Below are 20709 nucleotides of genomic sequence, written 5' to 3'. Positions count from 1 at the left end.
ATCAGTACAATGCGGAAAAATCAATGAAGTAAATTATCAATTTACAGTGTAATTCGAGCGATCCTAAGCTGTTCAGTTTGGAAATCTCATCGCCACGGCACTGTAAAGTCACTCACAGTATATTAGTACAAAGGTCTGCATCTTGGATAAACATGACGAAATCTTGGTCGCTATTCGCCAAATTATTCGCGCTATCGATTTACACTCGAAAAAGCTGAGTAAAGAGTATGGTTTGACGGGCCCTCAATTGATTTTAATGCGCGCAATCCAAGAGATGGGTAATGTGACGATCAAAGAATTGTCTAATCAAACTAATGTGAGTCAAGCGACGACAACGACGATCATCGATCGCTTGGAATTGAACGGCTATGTACAACGTGTTCGCAGCTCGTCAGATCGCCGAAAAGTACACGCAAATCTGACTGAAAAAGGTCAAGAGCTACTTAACAATGCGCCACCACCGCTACAAGATAACTTCGTTAAAAAATTCCAAAATTTAGAAGCATGGGAGCAAAGCCTACTACTTTCTTCGATGCAACGTGTGTCTGCAATGATGAACGCCGAAGACATCGACGCAGCTCCAGTTCTACAGCTTGAAGGCATTGCAAACGTCGTCAAGAGTTAACGTAGTTTTAAATTGTCTAGCTAAGAAAAAGTTTAAAGAGTTATAAAATGGTCGCATCAAGCGGCCATTTTTTGATCTTGGCCTCCCAATTTTTCTGACTTTACTAATAAAAATCATCTTTTAGTTGTAGCCTATAGATATAAGCTAAGGTTTTCGAAAGACTAAGTATCAAGCTAAGGTATCTATATAGGCTATGGCATCAAGTTTATGCTGACATATGATGATATTCTCGTTGTGTCTAATCTCCCCCCACTTCTAAGCGACAAAACTTTTTTCAAGATAAGCGCATGCCATAAAACGAAAATAACAACCTTAAATGGCTCGTTTGGTGCCTTAAAATGGCCAAATTATGGTGTTTTAAGTTGCTGTTTTTGTTGGTTTTTAATTTGATGTTTTCTTAAGATCACAATGGTAGTCTTAGCTTGATTTCTTTAGGGGGTTAAATGGACACTAATAACAGCACTTATCATCAGCACAGTTTTGCTCAGCAAGATCTATCAGAGCTTACATTTACGGCCTGTACGTTTATCCGTTGTGATTTCAGACGTTCGAACTTACGTGATGCAACGTTTATTAACTGTAAGTTTATTGAACAAGGCGATATTGAGGGGTGCCACTTTGATATTGCCGATTTACGAGACGCAAGTTTCCAGAATTGCCAGTTGGCGATGGCGAACTTTAGTAATGCGAATTGCTATGGGATTGAGCTGCGTGAATGCGATTTAAAAGGAGCGAATTTTACTCGTGCTAACTTTGCCAATCAAGTAAGCAATAGGATGTACTTTTGCTCTGCGTATATTACGGGCTGTAACTTGTCATACGCCAACTTGGAGCAGGCCTGCTTAGAAAAGTGTGAGTTGTTTGAAAACCGCTGGATAGGGACTTACCTTGGCGGTGCGTCACTGAAAGAGTCTGATCTCAGCCGAGGCGTGTTCTCCGAAGATGTATGGGGGCAATTCAGTATGCAGGGGGCTAACTTGTGTCATGCGGAATTAGAAGGGTTAGACCCTCGCAAAGTGGATACGACAGGGATTAAGATTGTCGCTTGGCAACAAGAGCAGTTGCTTGAAACCATGGGTATTGTTGTGATGCCTGATTGATTTTCTAATTCTGCATATAACGCTGTAAAACTCGGTTGTCGTATCACTCGGTCGTAATTAACCACAGCAGTTAGAAGAAAAGCCCAAAGTTAATAACTTTGGGCTTTCCGTATTTGGAGTCCGTAACCTGCAATTTATCAAAGCGACTCCTCAAACTGAGAGCGAAGTAATCTTGTGAGTCTTTCGGTTTGATATACTCAGTGTTCATTCGATTAAGATGATGGAGATGATATGTCGAAAACCGCGAAGATCATTAATGAAGATAAATTGCTCAAGAAAGCTCTGGAAGTCGGTTCTAAAATGGCAAAGTTACAAGGCTTTGATTTGCCACACTCATCTCAACCTATAAAAGTTAAGGCTGTGTACTTGTTTCTTGTTGGAGTTAATCAGATCACGCCTTTACCTGAAAGTAAGCTTGATGGCGCGAATATTAAGAAGCGTTTAGCATTATGGATACACAAGGCTCTGCCTGATAATGATCCCCTGAAGTAATTCGCGATTAACTCAGTGATTCGAATTTGTTTCTTTTGATTGATTGCCAATTTATGTTTACTTGAAAAACCTAGCTATCTCACGCTAGGTTTTTTTGTTTTAGGTATCTGCGTTTCAATATTAGAGCCTAAGCCATCTCTTTTTAGAGCGTCACTGTTTACCTTATTCAGTATTGGAGTCGTCGATATTTTTGCTGATTCCTATCCTTCCTACTCAGGCACTTGAACGCTGTATTTTATGAATTGCACTAACGATTTCCTTTCGTCTATTCCCTTCAAGACTCTCAAATTTATACCGACCCAATAAATAAATTAGAACTCAAAGTATTATTTAATACATATAATACTTACGCAAGTGTGATCTGCGTCGCTAAAATTTGATTTTTAGCGCTAATGTGTTGATCTTTGTGTATGGGAAATGCTCATAATTAAAAGGAATTTAATTAGAGTTCAAAGGAAGTGTCTCGGTATGATTACGTCAGCGCCTTGGATATTGTATCCAGAGGTTGTAGAAAAGATGATTGAAAAATGGAATTTTCGTGAGCCAGAAGTTTCGGATGGCAACAACATTTATCAATTAATTTCAGAGTGCCCCCCATTAGATACTAACTCTTCATATTGCAATTTCCTGCAGTCTACTCACTTTAGTAAAACTTGTATTTTAGTGGAGCATGAAGGTGACCTTGCTGGCTTTATTTCTAGTTACCAAAAACCCAGTGAGCCCAATGTTCTCTTTATTTGGCAAGTGGCGGTGGCGCCTAAGTTTAGAGGCAATGCTTTAGCCTACAAGATGCTGAACACCTTACTTAAACGAGAGGGCCTAAAGAGCATTGAAGCGATAGAAACGACTATCACTAAATCAAACCAAGCGTCTTGGGCATTGTTCAAAAAGCTGGACGAAAAAAACGGTAACACCGGGAAAGTGACTACTTTCTTAGATGAAAATCTTCACTTTAACGGGCAGCACGATACAGAATACCTCTATCGAATCCTCCTTAAATAATCAAACACTTATAGGAATTAAATAACGGCATTATCATGGATATTTTTAAAAAGCAGGAATCTAACGTACGTTCATACTCGAATAGTTTTCCAGTTACTTTTAGTAAATCAAAAGGTTGCTGGCTTGAAACGAAACAAGGTGATCGTTACATCGATTTTCTTGCTGGAGCAGGATCTCTCAATTACGGTCACAACAATCCAATACTTAAGCAAGCCTTGCTTGATTACATTGAAATGGATGGGATTACGCACGGTTTAGATATGCATTCAGAAGCCAAAGCTGAATTCTTAGAAGCGCTTACTCGCTTAATTCTAGAACCAAGAGACCTCAATTATAAAGTTCAATTTACAGGCCCAACAGGAACCAATGCCGTTGAAGCCGCGATTAAATTGGCTAAAAAAGTGAAAGGCCGAAGCAGCATTGTAGCATTTACCAATGGTTTTCATGGTTGTACTGCAGGTGCACTGGCTGCTACGGGTAACCAACATCATAGACAAGGCGCGGGTTCAAACCTAAACAACGTTACGCGTTTGCCATTTGAGGGTTACGCTGGCATTGATGGATTAAAATTGTTCGAAACGATGTTAGCTGATAATTCTGCCGGTATGGATAAGCCAGCAACCGTCTTATTGGAAACGGTTCAAGGTGAAGGTGGATTGAATGTCGCTTCAAATGAGTGGCTACAGCGTTTGAGTAAAATTTGTAAAGCTCACGATATCTTAGTCATTGTCGATGATATCCAAGCGGGTTGTGGTCGAACGGGTACGTTCTTTAGCTTTGAACCATCAGGTATCAAGCCAGATATAGTCACGCTGTCTAAATCGATAAGTGGTTATGGCTTACCGATGGCCGTCGTTTTATTAAAGCCTGAATTAGACAAATGGCAGCCGGGAGAACACAACGGCACCTTCCGTGGTAATAACCATGCGTTCGTTACCGCTACGAAAGCGTTAGAAATGTATTGGTCAAATGATGATTTTGAAAATCATATTCAACGTAGCTCAAGCATGGTTGATGATGTCATTCAACGCAATATCAAGCGTTTCCCAGAGCTGTTCGTTCAACGCAAGGGACGTGGAATGATGATTGGCATTGAATGTAAAGATGGAAACACGGCTGACGAAATTGCCAAAACGTGTTTTGAAAACGGTATGGTCATTGAAACAGCTGGCCCTAACGATGAAATAGTGAAGTTCTTTTGCCCACTGACGATATCTGAATCGGAACTGATGCAAGGTTTAACCATCTTCGAAGATTCAGTAGAAATTGTAGCAACTAAGTATTTCAAGAAAGTATCGTAATAGGGACAGTAAAATGATTGTTAGAACACTTGATGAATGTCGCAATAGCGAAAGACGTATTGTTTCGGATAATTGGGAAAGTACTCGCATGTTGTTGAAAGATGACAACATGGGTTTTTCATTTCATATCACGACAATTTATGAAGCGACGGAAACACATATTCATTATCAAAACCACTTAGAATCAGTATATTGCATGAGTGGTGAAGGCGAAATTGAAGTGGTTGGTGGTGAGACTTATCCCATCAAACCTGGGACGCTTTATATCCTTGATAAGCACGATGAACACTATTTACGTGCGTATAAAAACAAAGAAATGGTTATGGCGTGTGTATTCAATCCGCCAATTACTGGCGCTGAAGTTCACGATGAAAACGGCGTTTATCCTCTGGTTGATTAACCGACTTTTTCTGGGGTGAAATCTCACCCCAATTTCCATTTATCTAGTCTTTATTGCTTCTCTATAACTAAGGTCTTTTATGACATTTACCGTAGAAAAAATCGGCGGTACATCCATGACAGCATTTGATGCTGTGCTCGACAATATTATTCTCCGCCCGAAAAATCCGTACAATCGAATTTTTGTTGTGTCAGCTTATAGCGGGATGACAGATGCACTTTTGGAGTGCAAAAAAACAGGCAAGCCAGGTGTTTATCAATTGATCGCAATGCGTGATGATTCTTGGGAAGAAGCGTTATCTTACATTGAAAGCCGTATGTTGTTGATCAACGAGCATATTTTTGCAGATCCTATGAATCGTGCGCGTGCTGATAAGTTCATCCGGTCGCGTATTTCAGAAGCGAAGAACTGTATTACAAATATCCTTGAAACGTGTCAATACGGTCAGTTTTCATTGAGGCATTACTTACCTCAGATCCGCGAGTTTCTCTCTTCAATTGGCGAGTCACATAGTGCGTATAATACGGCTCTTAAATTGAAAAATATTGGTATTAATTCAACCTTTGTTGACCTTTCTGGTTGGGATAACAAGACTCCTCAGAGTTTGGACGATACCATCAGAGACGCTTTTTCAGACATAAATGTGGCTCAAGAGCTACCTATAGTGACGGGTTATGCCTATTGTAAAGAAGGTTTGATGCGTACTTATGATCGTGGTTACAGTGAGATGACGTTTAGCCGTATCGCGACTATGACTAAGGCATCACTGGCTATTATTCATAAGGAGTATCACTTTAGTTCGGCCGATCCAAAAGTCGTTGGGGTTAGCTCAGTTAAACCAATTGGAGCGACTAATTATGATGTTGCCGATCAGTTAGCAAACCTTGGTATGGAAGCTATTCATTCTAATGCCGCAGCAGGGTTGCGCGAGAGTGGAATCGAACTACAAATAAAGAACACTTTTGAGCCAGAGCATGAAGGTACACTGATTTCTTCAGATTACCGCCCAGACACCAATCAGATAGAGATTATTGCCGGAAAGCAGAAAGTATATGCATTGCATGTATTTGATCAGGGGATGGTCGGTAAGGCTGATAACGTCAGTTATGAATTAATGGAAATTATCGCGGATGCGAGAGTTAACCTTATCGGAAAAGAGATGAATGCTAACTCTATTACGTATTATCTAGGCGGTAGTTCAGAAAGTTTAAATAAGGTGTTTTATAAGGCAGAGAAGCGATATCCGAAAGCATCTATTTCGGGACGTATGGTCGCTATCATTTCGGCGATCGGCTCTCAAATTGACACCAATAAAACGCTAGCGAATGGCGTATTGGCTTTGATGAGCAATAGTGTTACGCCCATTGCGTTACATTCGTCGATGAGAAACGTGAATGTACAATTTGTTGTGAGCGACGATAAGTATCAAGAGGCCATTTGTGCATTACATGAAGAGTTTTTTGAACAAAAGCAAAAGGTCACATCATCAGTGAATGCTGCTTAAATATAGAGCAGCCTATCCCATCGACTAACTGAACGTTTGATCTGTAGGGGTGAGGCTGCAACGAATTCTGTGTAAAGGCCATTTTTATGATGGCCTTTTTCGTACCTCCTCGATGACATATTGTGATTTCAGTCCTTATTTTGTAAAACAAGGTTATGAACTTTAAGGTGCGGCATTTAATGTCGGTGTTGTTGTTGTTTCACGCGAATAATTCAGGAGCAAGGTATGAGTTCTCATCAAATAAAAAATGTGGTATTTGACGTCGGCAATGTGATTGTACGTTGGTCACCGCTAGAAATTACTCGCCTGACTTTCGGGGAACTTGATGATCTGGAAACCCAAGCGCGTTCAATTTTCCAAAGTACGATTTGGTTGGATTTGAACAAAGGGTTCTTAACCGAAAATGAAGCCAAACTTCGCTACCAACAAGAGTTAGATTTATCTTCATTAGAGTGCGATCGCCTGTTCTACTACGTAAAGCAAACGCAGATCTTACTGTACGGTTCTATTGACCTCATCAAGCAAGTAAAGCGAGCAGGTTATGCTGTGTATGCGTTAACCGATAACGTGGTTGAGATTGTTGAGTACCTAAAAGCCACCTACGAGTTTTGGCCATTATTTGATGGTGCAACGGTATCGGCAGAGTTGAGCATGCTCAAACCTCAACCTGAAATTTATCATGCTCTACTGTCACAACATGGTCTTGAAGCTTCAGAAACCGTCTTCATTGATGATATGCCCTGTAACGTTGAAGGGGCAAAGGCTGTAGGTATGGCCGGTATCCAGTTTAGTGATGCTGTGCAATGCGAGAACGCACTACGTGCTTTTGGCGTCGAATTGACGTGATCATGTAGCGAAGTGCTCAAATTATCTATATTTAGTCAGGTTTCTCTATGCGGATAGTCTAGGTAGAAAAGCTAAGTAGAAAATATTGATAAAAGAGAAAATGAATCGGTTAAAAAGAGGTGATGTTTCATGTGAACATCGCCTCTTTTTGTATTCGTTGTTCTAAGTAGCTTTATTCTACTGATACGTTTTATTCTTCTATTTAGCTTTATTGTTCAGTATTCAGGTGTCGAATCAACTTCGCTGGTGTACCACCGTATAAGCAGTCTGGCGGTACATCGCTGTTGACTACTGAGTTCGCTGCAATCACTGATCGAGCGCCAATTGTCACGCCTTGGTTGATCACTGAGTTACCGCCAACCCACACATCATCTTCGATTGTTATTGGTAAACAGAAGGTTTCCCATTTACGGCGGCTACGATAATCAAGGGAGTGTGATGGCGTATAGAATTGCGCACTTGGTCCAATTAAAACATTGTTACCGATCTTGATGTTCGCACCATCTAGCATTACTACGTTCATATTAATGAAGGTATCGTCGCCAATCTCGATGGTTTTGCCAAACTCACAATGAAAAGGGGGCTGGATTAAGCTGCTACTACCAACCTTACCAAATAGCTGCTCTTGCAATGTGTGTTGCTGGTCTGGATCTTGGTAGTTGTTGAAAGCCATTAGCGACTTTCTGGCATTGGAACGCATGGTATCAATTTCTTGGTCTGCACCATCATATACTTGCCCAGATAGCATCTTTTCTAGTTCAGTTTTAACGTTTGTATTACTCATGCTTGCCCACTTTCCGAGAGTCTCGGTTTAATACCAATCGTAGTAAATAACTGGTCATCCTAGCTGGTTAAAACGCTCAATAACTGCGTTAGAAATTTTGATTGTAGAATAACTACTTATCGAAAATTTCTGCCTTGTTCTTAAGCCTTTTTCCTGCGCTATTTATGATCACTTACTTACTGTGATTGGTATAAATGACGAATACTGCAAGATTAGCGACTTTTAGACATAAAAAAAGAGAAAAGCGTCAGCCTTTCTCTTCCTATTTTGTGCCTTTAAGCACTAATGCTAAGTGAGCCTAGCTATTCAGCCATAGGCGCGCTTTGCCAAATTAGATTTGCTCAACGAAACCCATTAGGTGCTGTTTCACTTCGTCTGAAGCGAAAGCGCTGTCGACTGAGTACTTGTAGATTTCAGCGTAATCTTCTTGTGTTAGGTCGAATGTTTCACACACACGCTTCACTTCGTTGGTCATGGTTGTGTTCGACACAGTACGGTTGTCTGTGTTGATCGTAACAACGATGCCGTCTTTCTTGAATTCAGCAATTGGGTGGTCGCTGAATTTGTGAATACATTTAGTTTGAACGTTACTTGTTGGGCAAGTTTCAAGCGCAACTTGCTTCTCTTTAACGATGTTGTATGCGTCTTCGTTACCTTGGATGTGAACACCGTGGCCGATGCGTTCAGCGTCAAGCATTGTCACTGCATCGTAAACGTTTTGACCGTGCCATTGCTCACCAGCATGAACGGTAATGCGGTAGCCTTTTTCAAGAGCGTATTGCGTGTATTCAGGGAATTCAGCACAGAAGCCTGGCTTTTCGCCACCTGCGATATCAAACGCCACAACACCTTTACCTAGGTAGGGTTGGCCTGCGTCGATTACGTCTTTGATAGAATCTTTAGGGAACATACGAAGCACAGACATGATGTAGTTGCCTTTGATGTCGTATTTCTCTTCAGCGCGCTTCATGCCTTTTACTGCACTTGCAATGATCGTATCAAGAGACAGACCTTTATTTACGTGTAGGATTGGTGCGAAGCGAACTTCTAGGTATTTAACGTTCTCTAGTGCAGCGTCTTCGTAAAGCTCGAAAGAGATACGTTCAATTGCTTCTTCAGTCTGCATTACTTGCAGTGGCAGGCTGAAACAAGCCAGGTACTCATCTAGGTTTTTGCAATCTTCTGGCACAGTTAGAGATTGAACAACCTCGTCGCGATCTTCAGGTAGTTCGATATTGTACTGTTTTGCTAGGTCAATAATCGTATCTGGGCGAACACTTCCGTCTAGGTGGCAGTGTAAATCAATCTTTGGTAGTGCTAGAAAATCCATGAGTATTCCTTAATTCTATTATTCTTTGAGTGTTTTAACTCACATGCGCTAAATTTACCAAGACAATGATATGATTTAAAGTGACAATTAATCATCATTAACCTGAATTTAGGGAATATCATGGTAGATGTTAAAAGCTTACTTAAATGCGATATGAATTTGCTGCTTTGCTTGCACGTTCTGATTGAAGAACGAAGTGTGAGTAAAACGGCAGAACGACTCTTTTTGAGCCAGTCTGCGGTAAGTAAACAGCTCACTAAACTCAGAGCTTTGTTTGATGATCCGCTGTTTGAGCGTGAATCAAAGGGTCTATTCCCAACACCCAAAGCACTCGCGTTAGCGCCTAAGATCCACCAAATTCTACTGCAAATCGAAAAGCTGACTGTTCCCGAAGTTTTCGACCCCAAAGACAGTGAGCGTACCTTTACTATAGACCTTGTCGAAACCGCGTACACGGCGATTTATCCGCATTTTATGCCTACGGCACTTGCCGATGCGCCTCACATCACCATCAACAGTTCAACGTGGAGCAGCGACAGCTTCAAGCGCTTACTGAAACGTGAAGTGGATTTTGGTATCGGTATCTTTGAGCTAGATGAGCGCGCTTCTACCCACGTGCAGTGTATTCCTGATGAGCTGGACTATGTGGAGCTGTGCTTGGATTACTCGGTGTGTTTGATGCGAAATGACCACCCAGCCTTGCAAGAAGAGTGGAACCTCGACACTTTCTTGAAGTATCGACACATACAGTTGGTGACGGGCGGAGCCGGTGATTGGCTTCTAATGGAAGTGTTAAATTCCAAGCAATTGGAAATCAACAAAGCCGCTAATGTTTCAGACATCACCAGTGCCATTAAGCTGTGTAAGCAGAGTGATTTACTTATGTGTTACCCATACAACTCGGTACGCGATTACATTGATAGTGGAGAGTTGGTGATGAAGCCTGTCCCGGTTGATTTGGTGCCGGGAGGCTTGTTCCTTCTATGGCACAAATACTTCGATTCAGAACCTAGCCATAAATGGTTGCGCGATCTGATCATCGAGCAGACTCGATAGTTGAGATGTATAATCTATTCAAGCTTTTGAAAGATAAAACAAACGTAGTTGTTTGATAAAAAATCCAGTTTTATTTCGTCTTTTGGAATTAAGCTTCGTCTTATTCTGGGTGCTATTTTTATTTGGAAGATGAGAGATGACAATTCCACGGTTACCACAACAAATTATTGAAGACGCGTGTGAGTGGGCGATCATGCACGGTGTTGCGTTTCGCCAGTCAGATAATACCGCGAGGCATTGTCCTTTCAGCATTGCTCCTATGACTATGGAGCGTGAGGTGTATGAACACTTGTTGAAGGTAACACCGTTGATCACCAAGTTAATCAGCAATGTTTCCGAAGATCATGATTTCTTGCAGTCATCACTGAGTGATATGGCCAAAGCTGATCCGTTTTTTGGCCGCTTGATGGAACTGCATCAACAAGCGCATGGCGAGGTGTCTCATCGACTTTATCCTGCTCGCCAACCGTTGTTATTAATGCGTACTGACTTCATGGACGATCGCCAACATGGCGCGAAAGTGATCGAGTTTAATGGCATTGCTGCAGGTATGGCTCCATTCGGGCAAAAGGCCACAGAGTTCCATGATTACATGCACAATCAATGGCCTGAGACTTATCGGAGCTGGCTTGAAGATAAATCTGCCACACCTGCTGAAAACCAAGGCTTAAAGCAACTGGCTTATGGTATTGCGACTTCAGCAAGAAAAGTGCGAGCTGACTTTAATGATTCAGATAAGCCAACATTCTTGATGGTAGTACAGAAGAACGAAGACAATGTTTACGATCAACACCTACTTGAAATTGAACTGCAAAAGCAGGGTGTACGTACGGTTCGCCGCACCTTTGAACAACTTAGCTGTCAGCTTTCATCGGGTGATAACCAACGCTTGTTACTGCAAGATGTCGGCGCTGTCGATGTGGTCTACCTAAGAGCTGGCTATCAGTATTCAGATTACTGGGCACCAGAACTCAACGAATCGGTTTGTTGTCATACACTAAGCCAAACGCGCGTGTTTATGGAACAACACCATGTCGCAATGAACGCGACCATCAGCCAACAATTAGCGACCAGCAAAACCATGCAAATGCTGCTGACCATGATGCCTGCGTCAGAATACGCACGCTGGGGTTTAACGTTAGAAGAAGCAGAACTGGTGAAAAGTGTCTTGGCTGATATGAAGCCAATTAATACCGATACTATCGAGTGGTTCAATAGCGTGGCGATTAAACAAGAGTGGGTGTTGAAAAACCAAGGTGAGGGCGGCGGCCATTGTGTCTTTGGTGACGACATTAGCGAGCAATTGAGTCAACTTAAGCCAGAAGAGTACGACGCATGGGCATTGATGCAGCGCTTGTATCCACACGAACGCGACGTACCAACCATTGCGGTGCGTGACACTCAACAAACGCTGGTGACAGATTTAGTCAGCGAAGTTGGTCTATTTACCGCTTACTACCAAGGTAAGCCAGTTACCGAATTAGACGGTTATGCGGGCTACTTGATTCGTAGCAAACCTGCGAGTGAGAATGAAGGCGGGATCCACAGCGGCAAAGGGATTCTAGACTCGTTGGTGTTGATTGAACCCTAGTCTTATTAAGCACTAAGCACTAAGCATTAAGCATTAAGTAAGTCGTTTTGATAACTGAAATCCCGCTCCTACTTGGTTGCGGGATTTTTCGTTTTATAGGACGACAAAAAGATCTCATTGACACGGGTAGAATGATCGCTCTACCATGTGTGTAGAACAGTCACTCTACCTTTGGTCGGGTAATAAGAGATCCGCATGTTAAGAGAACAAATTGCAGAGAGCCTTGAGGTTGCGTTTAGCCAACATGGTTTTGCAGAGCCAAGTGTGGCTCAGCTAAAGACGGCATGTAATGTCAGCCTTCGCACGCTGTATAGGCATTACCCATCGAAAGAAGCGATGATAGTGGGCGCCTTAGAGCACCGTCATCACCGTTACCTAAATTTCCTGTTAGAAAGTGCGCCTGATGAGGGCCTGGCATCCATGCTGGATATCTTCGACAAGTTACAACAGTGGATGAAAGAGTATGCACCGCACGGTTGTATGTCGATGAATGCGATGGCTGCTTTTCCTGACAACGAGATAATTAATCAAGCTGTTACTGAACATAAACGAGAAGTAAAAGCACTTCTGGGGAAGCAGAGTCAACGAGATGATCTGGCTTCAGAGCTGTTTCTACTCCATGAAGGTGTATCAAGCGCGTGGTCAGTATTAGGCGAAGAAGCGGTGACATCAGCACAGAATATGGTGACAAAATTACTCAAGGAAACACGATGAAATTCGAACTACCGAAAACAATGAAAGGCGTAGAGATGTTGGGTCATGGCGGAGTAGACATGCTTGGCTACCGTGAAGATATCGCTGTTCCTCAAATTGAACCTAATGAAGTGCTGATCAAGGTGATGGCTGCAGGCGTGAACAACACCGACATCAACACACGAATCGGTTGGTACTCTAAAAGTGATGACTCAGAAGACGCAAGTTGGTCGGGTGAAGCGTTGAAGTTCCCTCGTATCCAAGGTGCTGACGTGTGTGGTTTAATCGTGGCAGTCGGCAATGAAGTCTCTGCTGATCGTATTGGTGAGCGTGTTCTTATTGAACCTTGTTTAACGGAAGTGTGTGGACGAGATCTACCACAGCCATGGTATTTTGGCTCTGAGTGCGATGGTGGTTTTGCTGAGTACACAAAAGTGGCAGCGAAACACGCTTATGCGGTGAACAGTTCTATGTCGGATGTAGAGCTAGCGTCTTTCCCATGTTCTTACTCAACAGCAGAGAACATGCTGACTCGCGCGAATGTGGTTGAAGGTGATCGCGTGCTTGTCTCTGGCGCTTCGGGCGGTGTGGGTTCAGCGGCGATTCAATTGGCGAAAGCACGCGGTGCTTACGTGATTGCGATTACTAGCCCAAGCAAGAACCAACAGTTACTTGAATTGGGTGCTGATGAAGTGATTGCTCGTGACGCTGATTTGGTGGAAGCATTAGGTGTAAATAGTGTGCATGTGGTTATCGATTTGGTTGCCGGTGACAAGTGGCCAGAGTTTCTTGAAGTCCTAAAATCGCATGGTCGTTATGCCGTCTCTGGTGCGATTGGTGGTGCGATGGTCGAGCTTGATGTACGTACTTTATATTTGAAAGATTTGAGCTTCTTCGGTTGTACAGTGTTGGAGCCTCAAGTATTCCAAAACTTGGTTAACCGAATTGAGAAACAGCAGATTGGCGCAATTGTCGCGGAGTCGTTCCCACTTGCTGACATCCATACTGCACAAGACGAGTTCTTGAAGAAAAAACACGTCGGCAAGATAGTATTGGAAGTGGCTCAGAGATAAAGTAACGGTACGCGACACTAGACTCGCTCCATTACGTGAAAGTAGGAAAGACTAGCAAATTTGTCTAGCCATAAATTACAAATGGTTGATCCATAATTGGTCGAGATCGCACCAACCGAAACCATTGACTTGCGCGCTGTGTATCTTTTCAGAAATTTCCAAATTGAACACCTCTTGCTTTAGCTCAATCACAACTCCAGAGTCATTCAACCAATGCTTGAGTGCTAACAGTGCATTCATCGCTAACTCAAAGTTTGGCTGGCTTCTTATCGAGGCTAAGCCTTGTTCGATTGTCTCTAGCATCTCAGTAGACAGCGCTAAGTCCTCAAAGGGGAAGCGAGTGAAGAAGCTTAACCATGAGAAAAAGGTGTCGTTCTCATCAATAATGCTGCATAGCACCACGTCTTTGGTAGTTAGGTAGTTTCCATATTCCACGCTGGTTTTGTGGTCGCCAGACGCAGACAACTGCTCGAAAAGGGTTTGGCATTCAGAGGTGTCTTCAACAGTAAATTCACGAAGTGACTTAGTTAATGCTGGGTTTTGAATCTTGAAAAACGTCGAGCAAGAATCCGGTTGAGAAGAATGGTAATCGCCACGCACGGTGGTCGTCTTTTCGGGCAGTTTCACGCACACCTGATTTTGAGCGCAGGCTTTACCCTGTGCCCATTCTGGATAGACCCACAACTCGATTCGATTGAGAATCGGAGTGCTATGTGAATACGTGCTATTACGGCTTAATCTCAACATCTTGCTTGAGAAGATGTCTAATGAGAACGCGCCAGAACCAATCAGCCTATCAGTCGGTGATGAGGGATCAAAGACGGAGGCTTCAACTCTGGAAAGTAAGCGCGGTAAATGCCAATCAGGTTGATTTAATTTTACGACAACCACATTACCTGCCGAGGCAGAGACCTCATCAATATGCTGATAACAGCGACGCCATATTTTGCTTTGGCAGAGTGAGTTAAGGTTGCGCGCTATGTCTTGAGGTTCGAGTGTTCGACCGTTATGAAAGCGAACGCCATTGCGTATTTGAAAGTGCCACTGTGTCGCATCTTCATTAGGCTGCCAATGATAAGCCAGATCGCCGCTGAGTTTGCCGTGCTTAACTGAGGTTAGGCGTTGGCAAACTTGCATCACTAAGAAGCGTTCGGTGCGTCTAAGTACTCGTTGGGGGTGAAGCGCTTCGAGTTCTCGGTGAAAGGGGATGTACGCGATATTCTGCGCCGACGGATTGGTATTGCTTAGAAAGGCTTGTAACTCAGCGCCAGCATTGCGGCCATTGAAGCTTAAGGTGCTAAACACCTGTTCTATATTACCCGCATCGGCTTGGGTTTGTGTGTATTGGTAACACGCCTCAATGGGCTCAACCAGACACGTGAGTTGTGCTTTCTTGCTTCGGCCTGAGCTGGCTTGCCACTCAATCCAACCTTGTGCTGTCATCGCTTTTATTAAGGTCTGAACATGACGTTCACTCACATGCAGCAGTGTAGCCAGTTGGTTGACCTGACAATACGATACTCCAGGCCCAAAAGCCTGAAATATCTTTTCATACAGTTCAAGCTTGCGCTTAAGGTTGCCCAATTTTCTTTTCCTAACGACGAGGTTGAGTTAAATGTGGATAGCCAGAGTCAATCAGTGCTTTTTCCATCGTATCGAGAACTCGAGAGGTTATCTCTGAGCTTAGGATATCCGACTCAGTTTTATCTTGAAGCACCAATCCTGAAAAATGGTCGATTTCAAATTCGAACCCATTCCCCGTCACTCGGCAGTTGATGGTCGACTTTTGCCCTTGATGCTCAATCTCAATAAAGGCTGGATTCCACCATTTTTCGTGAATGGTGATTTTGGTATCAGGCCCAGTCAAGTGTGCCGTTCGGGGAAGGTTCTGCACTGTTGATGCCGATATCTTACCGTTCATATCACCAGAGAATGTAAAGCACGCATCGGTATCGACATTCGCGCCCTCATACAGACACGACATCTCTACCTGAGGTTCTGAAGGGGTCACCCCCAGTGTTCTGCACAGATCGTAAAAGAACCAAAGCCCATAGACCCCAACATCAAGCGTTGCTCCGCCTGACAAATCCGGATTGAAGATAAATAAGCCCGGCTCATAGTCGTGATGGTTACCAAAGCTGGCTTCGATTGAATCTATCTGAATGTTGTTGTCGACCAAGAATGATTGGATCTCACGATACGCGGGAAACACCACGGTTTTCATTGCTTCTAGCAACATCACACCATTTTGATTTGCGAGAGCTTTCATCTCCAGCCAATCACCAAGATTAGTGAAAGCCGGCTTCTCGACCAATACGTGTTTTTTATGGCTTAGAAACAGTTTAGCTAAAGGCTTGTGATAAGGATGAACCGTAGCGATGTAAACCGCTTCAACATCTGGATCTTGCGCCATCTTTTCATAAGAGCCATAAGCCTTGTCGCAACCAAATTTGTTGGCGAACGTAGCTGCGCGTGAGTGATCCCTTGCGGCAACGGCATACAATTCACCATGCAGACAGTGCTCGGTTACAGCTGTTGCGAATCGATTAGCGATATTACCTAGCCCTGCGATACCCCATTTAATTTTACGTTGCGTGTCGCTCATCAGTTGCTCCAAATCGTTGTTTTGTATCAGTGTACTCAGAGACGCCACATACAAATAGAGAACAGATTTCTCAACCTGTTCTCTATTTATTTTATTCTAGTTGAAGATCTGGATCAGTTCTGTGTGTGGCGTTTCCAATCGGCTAGGGCTTGAATGTGTTTTGGTCCAATACCGCAGCAACCACCGATAATATTCGCTCCCAGCGCGTGCCAGCGTTTTGCGTAAACTAAATAACCTTGGCCATCCAATTCACGTATCTCTTGAAGCATATCATTAGCTTCATGTTCGCTGCTGATAGGTGCAAAGTTATTGGCGTAGACACCAATTTCCAAATCACTACCTAGCTCACCAATCACTTGCTTAGCATCGATAATAGCTTGATCCATCACTTCAGGCACTGAGCAGTTAAACATTATGCCAGTAGCGTTTGCTTGGCAGGCAAGCTTGATGGCGTCTGTTACGCTCTCGCCAGAACGAATATTGGCAGAATCACCCTTGGTGTCTTCCAAACTGAACGCGTAGTAACACGGTTTGCTTGATTGCTTGAGTACCGCATGAATGGATTCGAATTCTTGCAGGCTACAGATGGTTTCTGCTATCCAAAGGTCGATGTTTGGGGCTTGGGCATCGTAAAGCGTTTGAATGATGGGCGCTGCTTCTTCGACTTTAAATAAGTCTGGTCGGTAGCTGCCAAATGGCGGTGGAATCGCGCCCGCGACTTTCACTGTGTGGGGAGCATTGTCTGCAACTGCTTTAGCCAGTTCGCCAGATAGTGCTGCGAGTTCAAAGCCTCGTTGCTCGAACAGTTCTTCGCCTAAGTGAAAGGGCACACACGCGTAGCTATTGGTGATCAAGATTTCAGCACCTGCATCGACAAAGTTTTGATGCGCTTGGCTGACAAATTCGGGTGCTTCAATCAGCGCTTGAGCACTCCAGAGTGGTTGAGAAAATGGCGCGCCAATTTCTTTGAGTTCTCGGCCCATGCCGCCATCAAGTATGGTTAGTGTTTTCATATTCAATACTATCTAAACAATTGCTGAAGTTCTGCCGCCACCATATCAGACAATTTTCTCAGACAGAAGCCATCAATACCCTGTGTTAGCGAGAAAAGGTGTCGGACTGTTTTAGAAATAGCCACGGCATAATTTAGATTACCCTTTCCCGATAATGTGCACCACCACACGCTTCAACGCCTATACGCATGAGTGGCATTTTGCTATTGTAGTCAGTAGTTTAGAGCGAGTTACCGACTTATGAAGTATGACCTTACCATTTTGGTCTACGGCATGAAGACTGAAGTGGTTTTTAGCTAGGTTGATACCGCAGAAATAAGAATAATTAGACATGGTGTCTCTGGTGCATTTAAGTACCACATAAGTGTGGCAGATCCTCGGTAGGGGGAATCCATGTCATTCGTTAGTTTGCTAAGTGCAGAAATGAATTTTAAGTGTAAAGCTTGGTTCTGTGCTCTAGCTAAACGCCTGTTCATTCATCGAAATTATCATCTCGCGTGGGTTGTTTTTCGTCTCAGCTATTACGCGTTATTCATTTCCTTATAGCTTACTAAATTCTCTTTCTCAACGATCATTTACGCTTCTTCTTTGTTGCTGAAACTTCGCGGTAAAGCGGGGTAGCCGCGCACTTGGTTGTCTAGTTTTCCGAAAGAATCCTCTCTTATTTGAAGCCTGTTGAACTGTGGAAAATCAGCGCATGCTGCTTCTTAGCCAAGCGCGTTTTGTCGGTGGGGTTTGAGTTTTGAACGGTTCGGTTTACTTATGCGCTCGAATTCATTAGTTTGGTAACCAATTCAGCACCTTGGCACCCAGCCTTTGGCTTAGTCACAGTAGGCAAACTAACAAATTGCTCAAATGGACTTCTGACGCTTGGCAGTTTTGGTTCCAATGAGTTTTGTGTTTAAGGTGCGTTGCTTTAGGTAAGGTGTGCGTTATCAGCCACTTAGCAAGGCGTTATGTTTTTATCTTAAATTGTAGTTAATGAAATGGAGTATAAAATGGCAAGACATAAGTGTTTTATTTCGTATCATCATGAAGATCAAGATGAAGTAGATGATTTTATTCGAACATTTGATCATGAACGTGATGTGTTTATTTCTAGAGGATTAGGTCCAGAAATGAGCCCTGATATTATTAATAGTCAAGATACAGATTATGTAATGAGTCGGATTAGAGAATTGTATTTAAAGGACTCTACAGTCACTATTGTTTTGCTAGGAAAGTGCACATGGGCAAGACGATATGTTGATTGGGAACTGCAGTCTTCATTACGTTCAGGAGAGACTGTAACGCCAAATGGCGTATTGGCAATTAAATTACCAAGTTTTTCTAAAAATACCGCATTCCCAAACAGACTTAATTTAAACTTGAAGCAAACTGATGATCAAGAAGACTGTTATGCTAGGTGGATTGAATACCCTACAAGAAAAGATACATTAAAGAATGCAATAGACTCTGCGTTCAATCGCAGAAGTACGCATAAGAAATGGATTGATAATCCTCGAGAAAAATTTTCTTATAACCGAACTTGCCCATAATGAGTGACAAAGCAGAAAAACTACTGAATTTCACTATTGATGAAAAATTCAATATGAACCTTTCAATTAATAGTGAAATTATTTTATATGCTTTAGCTCTAATAGTTGTTTATGCTCTTTATCAAATCTTTATTTCGAGAAAGTTTAAATCATTCGAAATAGATGAAGCTGAAATTGGCATTGGTAATCAGAAAATAAAACTACGACCTAATCTTGTTGATATGCAAATTGCATATAAAATTTGGGTTGAGTTAAGTACAAGAAAAATCGGTTTGCCGATAGATTATGATAATGATGTCATTGTTGAAGTATATAGTTCATGGTACGGATTTTTTTCTGTTGCTCGAGAGTTAGTTAAAGATGTTCCAGTCTCAAACTTTCGGCGTAAAGATACAGAAAAGATAATTAATCTTTCTATCGAAGTGTTGAACAACGGTATCAGACCACATCTGACCAAATGGCAAGCAAGGTATAGACGCTGGTATGAACGAGTATCTGTATTACCGGAAAATGAATCAAAAACACCACAAGAAATTCAATGTGATTATCCACATTATGAAGAACTTGTAGTTGATTTAAAAGCCGTCAATACATGTTTAATACAATACAGAATTAAAATGCATCAAATTATTTCAAAAGCATAAAATATTAGATAACTTTAATAAAAATATAGTCTGACAAACATACAAATAAGGATTAAGGTGTTGCGTAGCCAACACTAAATCCCGAGCGTTGAGCAAGCCCGAAGCCACTTTATTAAGTAAATTGTACGATTGCATTTGAAGGGCACATCGCTTTGAGGCTTTTCTCAAGGCGAGCGAGGTCAAGATAAGGTTGCGATAGCAATCTTATCAACCAGTTAGCTGTTTTTCGTTTCTTTCGTCGTCGAATCTCCTCTGACTTCGTCAATGCCATTCTCCTTATTATCAATGCCTTTCGGCTACATGGGTCGGCTTACTGACTTATGAAGTATGACCTTACCATTTTGGTCTACGGCATGAAGACTAAAGTGGTTTTTAGCTAGGTCGATACCGCAGAAATAAGAATAATCAGACATGGTGCCTCCGATGCGTTTAAGTACCACATAAGTGTGGCAAATCCTCGGTAGGGGGAGTCCATGTCATTCGTTATACCTTTTGAGGGAAAAATGGACATTGTATTAAGCACTTACAAAGATCCAGCTTATGGGCTTGATTGGCACGAACAAACAGGTGAAATCGAAAGTACGATTAGACATTCACTGATCGAGTCAAAATTTCCGATTGAGTTTTTAATTAGAGAAAGCAATATTGGTCGTGGTGCTGATTATCCAGTAACAGTTATACAAGTTATCTCTGTTCTTGGCTTCGTTGGTTTTGTTATTCCGGAAACACATAAACGGGTCAGGGAATCTTTAGAAGAATGGTCACGTATAAGGGACTATTTTTCAAAGCTGTCAGCTTTGTTATCGCAAAATAATAGTATTATTGCGCTTCCTGATGAAGTCTTGTTTGCAAAGTCTGCTGAAGCGCTACTTACTGAAACCAAAGCAAGCGACGCTGTATTCGTTAGGTATGAATCAATTCATAGTGTTGGTAGCTTTGAGAAGTTTGCTGGTTTAAAGGGTTTCTACTTTGATTGCCAGAACAAGCAGTGGCGAGTAGTTATTGATGGGCAGGGTACGGTAAAACTGATAGAACAGGTATAACGAATAAGGATTAAGGTGTTGCGCAGCCAACACTAAATCCCGAGTGTTGAACAAGCCCGAAGCCACTTT

20 protein-coding genes and 2 pseudogenes are annotated in these 20709 nt (G+C 42.5%); 15 read left to right on the top strand and 7 right to left on the bottom strand.

Going from position 1 to position 20709, the window contains the following annotated elements; all coding sequences use genetic code 11:
* Positions 1-142 precede the first annotated feature (142 nt).
* The 8 genes from ACED59_RS21620 to ACED59_RS21585 all read left to right on the top strand — a co-directional run bounded on the left by ACED59_RS21620 (position 143) and on the right by ACED59_RS21585 (position 7270).
* Positions 143-625: a MarR family winged helix-turn-helix transcriptional regulator gene (locus ACED59_RS21620; RefSeq protein ID WP_009845974.1), complete on the top strand. Its 483-nt coding sequence runs from the start codon at positions 143-145 to the stop codon at positions 623-625.
* Between the two features lie 443 nt (positions 626-1068).
* A complete protein-coding gene (locus tag ACED59_RS21615; RefSeq protein WP_012600074.1) occupies positions 1069-1725 on the top strand; it encodes a Qnr family pentapeptide repeat protein in 657 nt (218 codons plus the stop codon).
* A gap of 231 nt (positions 1726-1956) precedes the next feature.
* Entirely contained in the window at positions 1957-2217 is a 261-nt protein-coding gene (locus ACED59_RS21610; protein ID WP_009845972.1) for a DUF5062 family protein, read from the top strand.
* 468 nt (positions 2218-2685) lie between these two features.
* Entirely contained in the window at positions 2686-3219 is a 534-nt protein-coding gene (gene ectA / locus ACED59_RS21605) for a diaminobutyrate acetyltransferase (RefSeq protein ID WP_012600076.1), read from the top strand.
* A gap of 35 nt (positions 3220-3254) precedes the next feature.
* Positions 3255-4520, top strand: a complete 1266-nt coding sequence (gene ectB / locus ACED59_RS21600; protein ID WP_017098504.1) for a diaminobutyrate--2-oxoglutarate transaminase — start codon at positions 3255-3257, stop codon at positions 4518-4520.
* 13 nt (positions 4521-4533) lie between these two features.
* Positions 4534-4920 carry an ectoine synthase gene (locus ACED59_RS21595; protein WP_009845969.1) on the top strand — a complete coding sequence of 129 codons (387 nt, stop codon included), beginning with the start codon at positions 4534-4536 and terminating at the stop codon, positions 4918-4920.
* Positions 4921-4999: 79 nt separating this feature from the next.
* A complete protein-coding gene (locus ACED59_RS21590) occupies positions 5000-6424 on the top strand; it encodes an aspartate kinase (RefSeq protein ID WP_017098503.1) in 1425 nt (474 codons plus the stop codon).
* A 225-nt stretch (positions 6425-6649) separates the two neighbouring features.
* On the top strand, positions 6650-7270 hold the full coding sequence (locus ACED59_RS21585; RefSeq protein WP_017098502.1) for an HAD family phosphatase: 621 nt from the start codon (positions 6650-6652) through the stop codon (positions 7268-7270).
* A 208-nt stretch (positions 7271-7478) separates the two neighbouring features.
* Here the strand turns inward: ACED59_RS21585 and ACED59_RS21580 are convergent, their stop codons facing one another.
* Both ACED59_RS21580 and add read right to left on the bottom strand, forming a co-directional pair.
* The gene (locus tag ACED59_RS21580) at positions 7479-8054 is read right to left on the bottom strand and encodes a sugar O-acetyltransferase (RefSeq protein ID WP_017098501.1); all 576 of its coding nucleotides are present in this window, start codon (positions 8052-8054) and stop codon (positions 7479-7481) included.
* Between the two features lie 331 nt (positions 8055-8385).
* Positions 8386-9384, bottom strand: coding sequence for an adenosine deaminase (add, locus tag ACED59_RS21575; protein ID WP_017098500.1), 999 nt, complete (start codon positions 9382-9384; stop codon positions 8386-8388).
* 120 nt (positions 9385-9504) lie between these two features.
* Between add and ACED59_RS21570 the strand changes: the two genes are divergently transcribed.
* From ACED59_RS21570 to ACED59_RS21555, 4 genes are all read left to right on the top strand, one after another.
* Positions 9505-10440, top strand: a complete 936-nt coding sequence (locus ACED59_RS21570; protein WP_017098499.1) for a LysR substrate-binding domain-containing protein — start codon at positions 9505-9507, stop codon at positions 10438-10440.
* Between the two features lie 136 nt (positions 10441-10576).
* The gene (locus ACED59_RS21565) at positions 10577-12031 is read left to right on the top strand and encodes a glutathione synthase (RefSeq protein ID WP_017098498.1); all 1455 of its coding nucleotides are present in this window, start codon (positions 10577-10579) and stop codon (positions 12029-12031) included.
* Between the two features lie 195 nt (positions 12032-12226).
* Positions 12227-12745 carry a TetR/AcrR family transcriptional regulator gene (locus ACED59_RS21560; RefSeq protein WP_017098497.1) on the top strand — a complete coding sequence of 173 codons (519 nt, stop codon included), beginning with the start codon at positions 12227-12229 and terminating at the stop codon, positions 12743-12745.
* Positions 12742-13797, top strand: coding sequence for an alcohol dehydrogenase family protein (locus tag ACED59_RS21555; RefSeq protein WP_017098496.1), 1056 nt, complete (start codon positions 12742-12744; stop codon positions 13795-13797). The genes ACED59_RS21560 and ACED59_RS21555 overlap by 4 nt, the downstream gene beginning before the upstream one ends.
* 75 nt (positions 13798-13872) lie before the next feature.
* Here the strand turns inward: ACED59_RS21555 and ACED59_RS21550 are convergent, their stop codons facing one another.
* The 4 genes and pseudogenes from ACED59_RS21550 to ACED59_RS21535 all read right to left on the bottom strand — a co-directional run.
* Positions 13873-15381 (bottom strand): SgrR family transcriptional regulator, encoded by a 1509-nt coding sequence (locus ACED59_RS21550; protein WP_371704976.1) that lies wholly within the window; start codon positions 15379-15381, stop codon positions 13873-13875.
* A gap of 10 nt (positions 15382-15391) precedes the next feature.
* Positions 15392-16402: a Gfo/Idh/MocA family protein gene (locus ACED59_RS21545; protein ID WP_029224007.1), complete on the bottom strand. Its 1011-nt coding sequence runs from the start codon at positions 16400-16402 to the stop codon at positions 15392-15394.
* Positions 16403-16515: 113 nt separating this feature from the next.
* Positions 16516-17415, bottom strand: coding sequence for a homocysteine S-methyltransferase family protein (locus ACED59_RS21540; RefSeq protein ID WP_029224006.1), 900 nt, complete (start codon positions 17413-17415; stop codon positions 16516-16518).
* A 136-nt stretch (positions 17416-17551) separates the two neighbouring features.
* A pseudogene (locus ACED59_RS21535) lies at positions 17552-17748 on the bottom strand (IS110 family transposase); the annotation flags it as partial.
* A 665-nt stretch (positions 17749-18413) separates the two neighbouring features.
* Here ACED59_RS21535 and ACED59_RS21530 point away from each other — a divergent pair.
* Both ACED59_RS21530 and ACED59_RS21525 read left to right on the top strand, forming a co-directional pair.
* Positions 18414-18953 carry a TIR domain-containing protein gene (locus ACED59_RS21530; protein WP_017098768.1) on the top strand — a complete coding sequence of 180 codons (540 nt, stop codon included), beginning with the start codon at positions 18414-18416 and terminating at the stop codon, positions 18951-18953.
* Positions 18953-19597 carry a hypothetical protein gene (locus tag ACED59_RS21525; RefSeq protein ID WP_017098767.1) on the top strand — a complete coding sequence of 215 codons (645 nt, stop codon included), beginning with the start codon at positions 18953-18955 and terminating at the stop codon, positions 19595-19597. Before ACED59_RS21530 ends, ACED59_RS21525 begins: the two co-directional genes overlap by 1 nt.
* A 305-nt stretch (positions 19598-19902) precedes the next feature.
* On the opposite strand, the pseudogene ACED59_RS21520 reads toward ACED59_RS21525, so the two are convergent.
* Positions 19903-20010, bottom strand: a pseudogene (locus ACED59_RS21520) (IS110 family transposase); the annotation flags it as partial.
* Between the two features lie 60 nt (positions 20011-20070).
* On the opposite strand from ACED59_RS21520, the gene ACED59_RS21515 reads away from it, so the two are divergent.
* Positions 20071-20640, top strand: a complete 570-nt coding sequence (locus ACED59_RS21515; protein WP_133153737.1) for a hypothetical protein — start codon at positions 20071-20073, stop codon at positions 20638-20640.
* Positions 20641-20709 lie beyond the last annotated feature (69 nt).

It is taken from the genome of Vibrio sp. FF266 (assembly GCF_041439695.1).
GTDB classification, from domain to species: Bacteria; Pseudomonadota; Gammaproteobacteria; order Enterobacterales; family Vibrionaceae; genus Vibrio; species Vibrio tasmaniensis_A.
The sequence above is the reverse complement of the archived record's forward strand: the minus strand, read 5'-3'. Positions and strand labels throughout refer to the sequence as shown.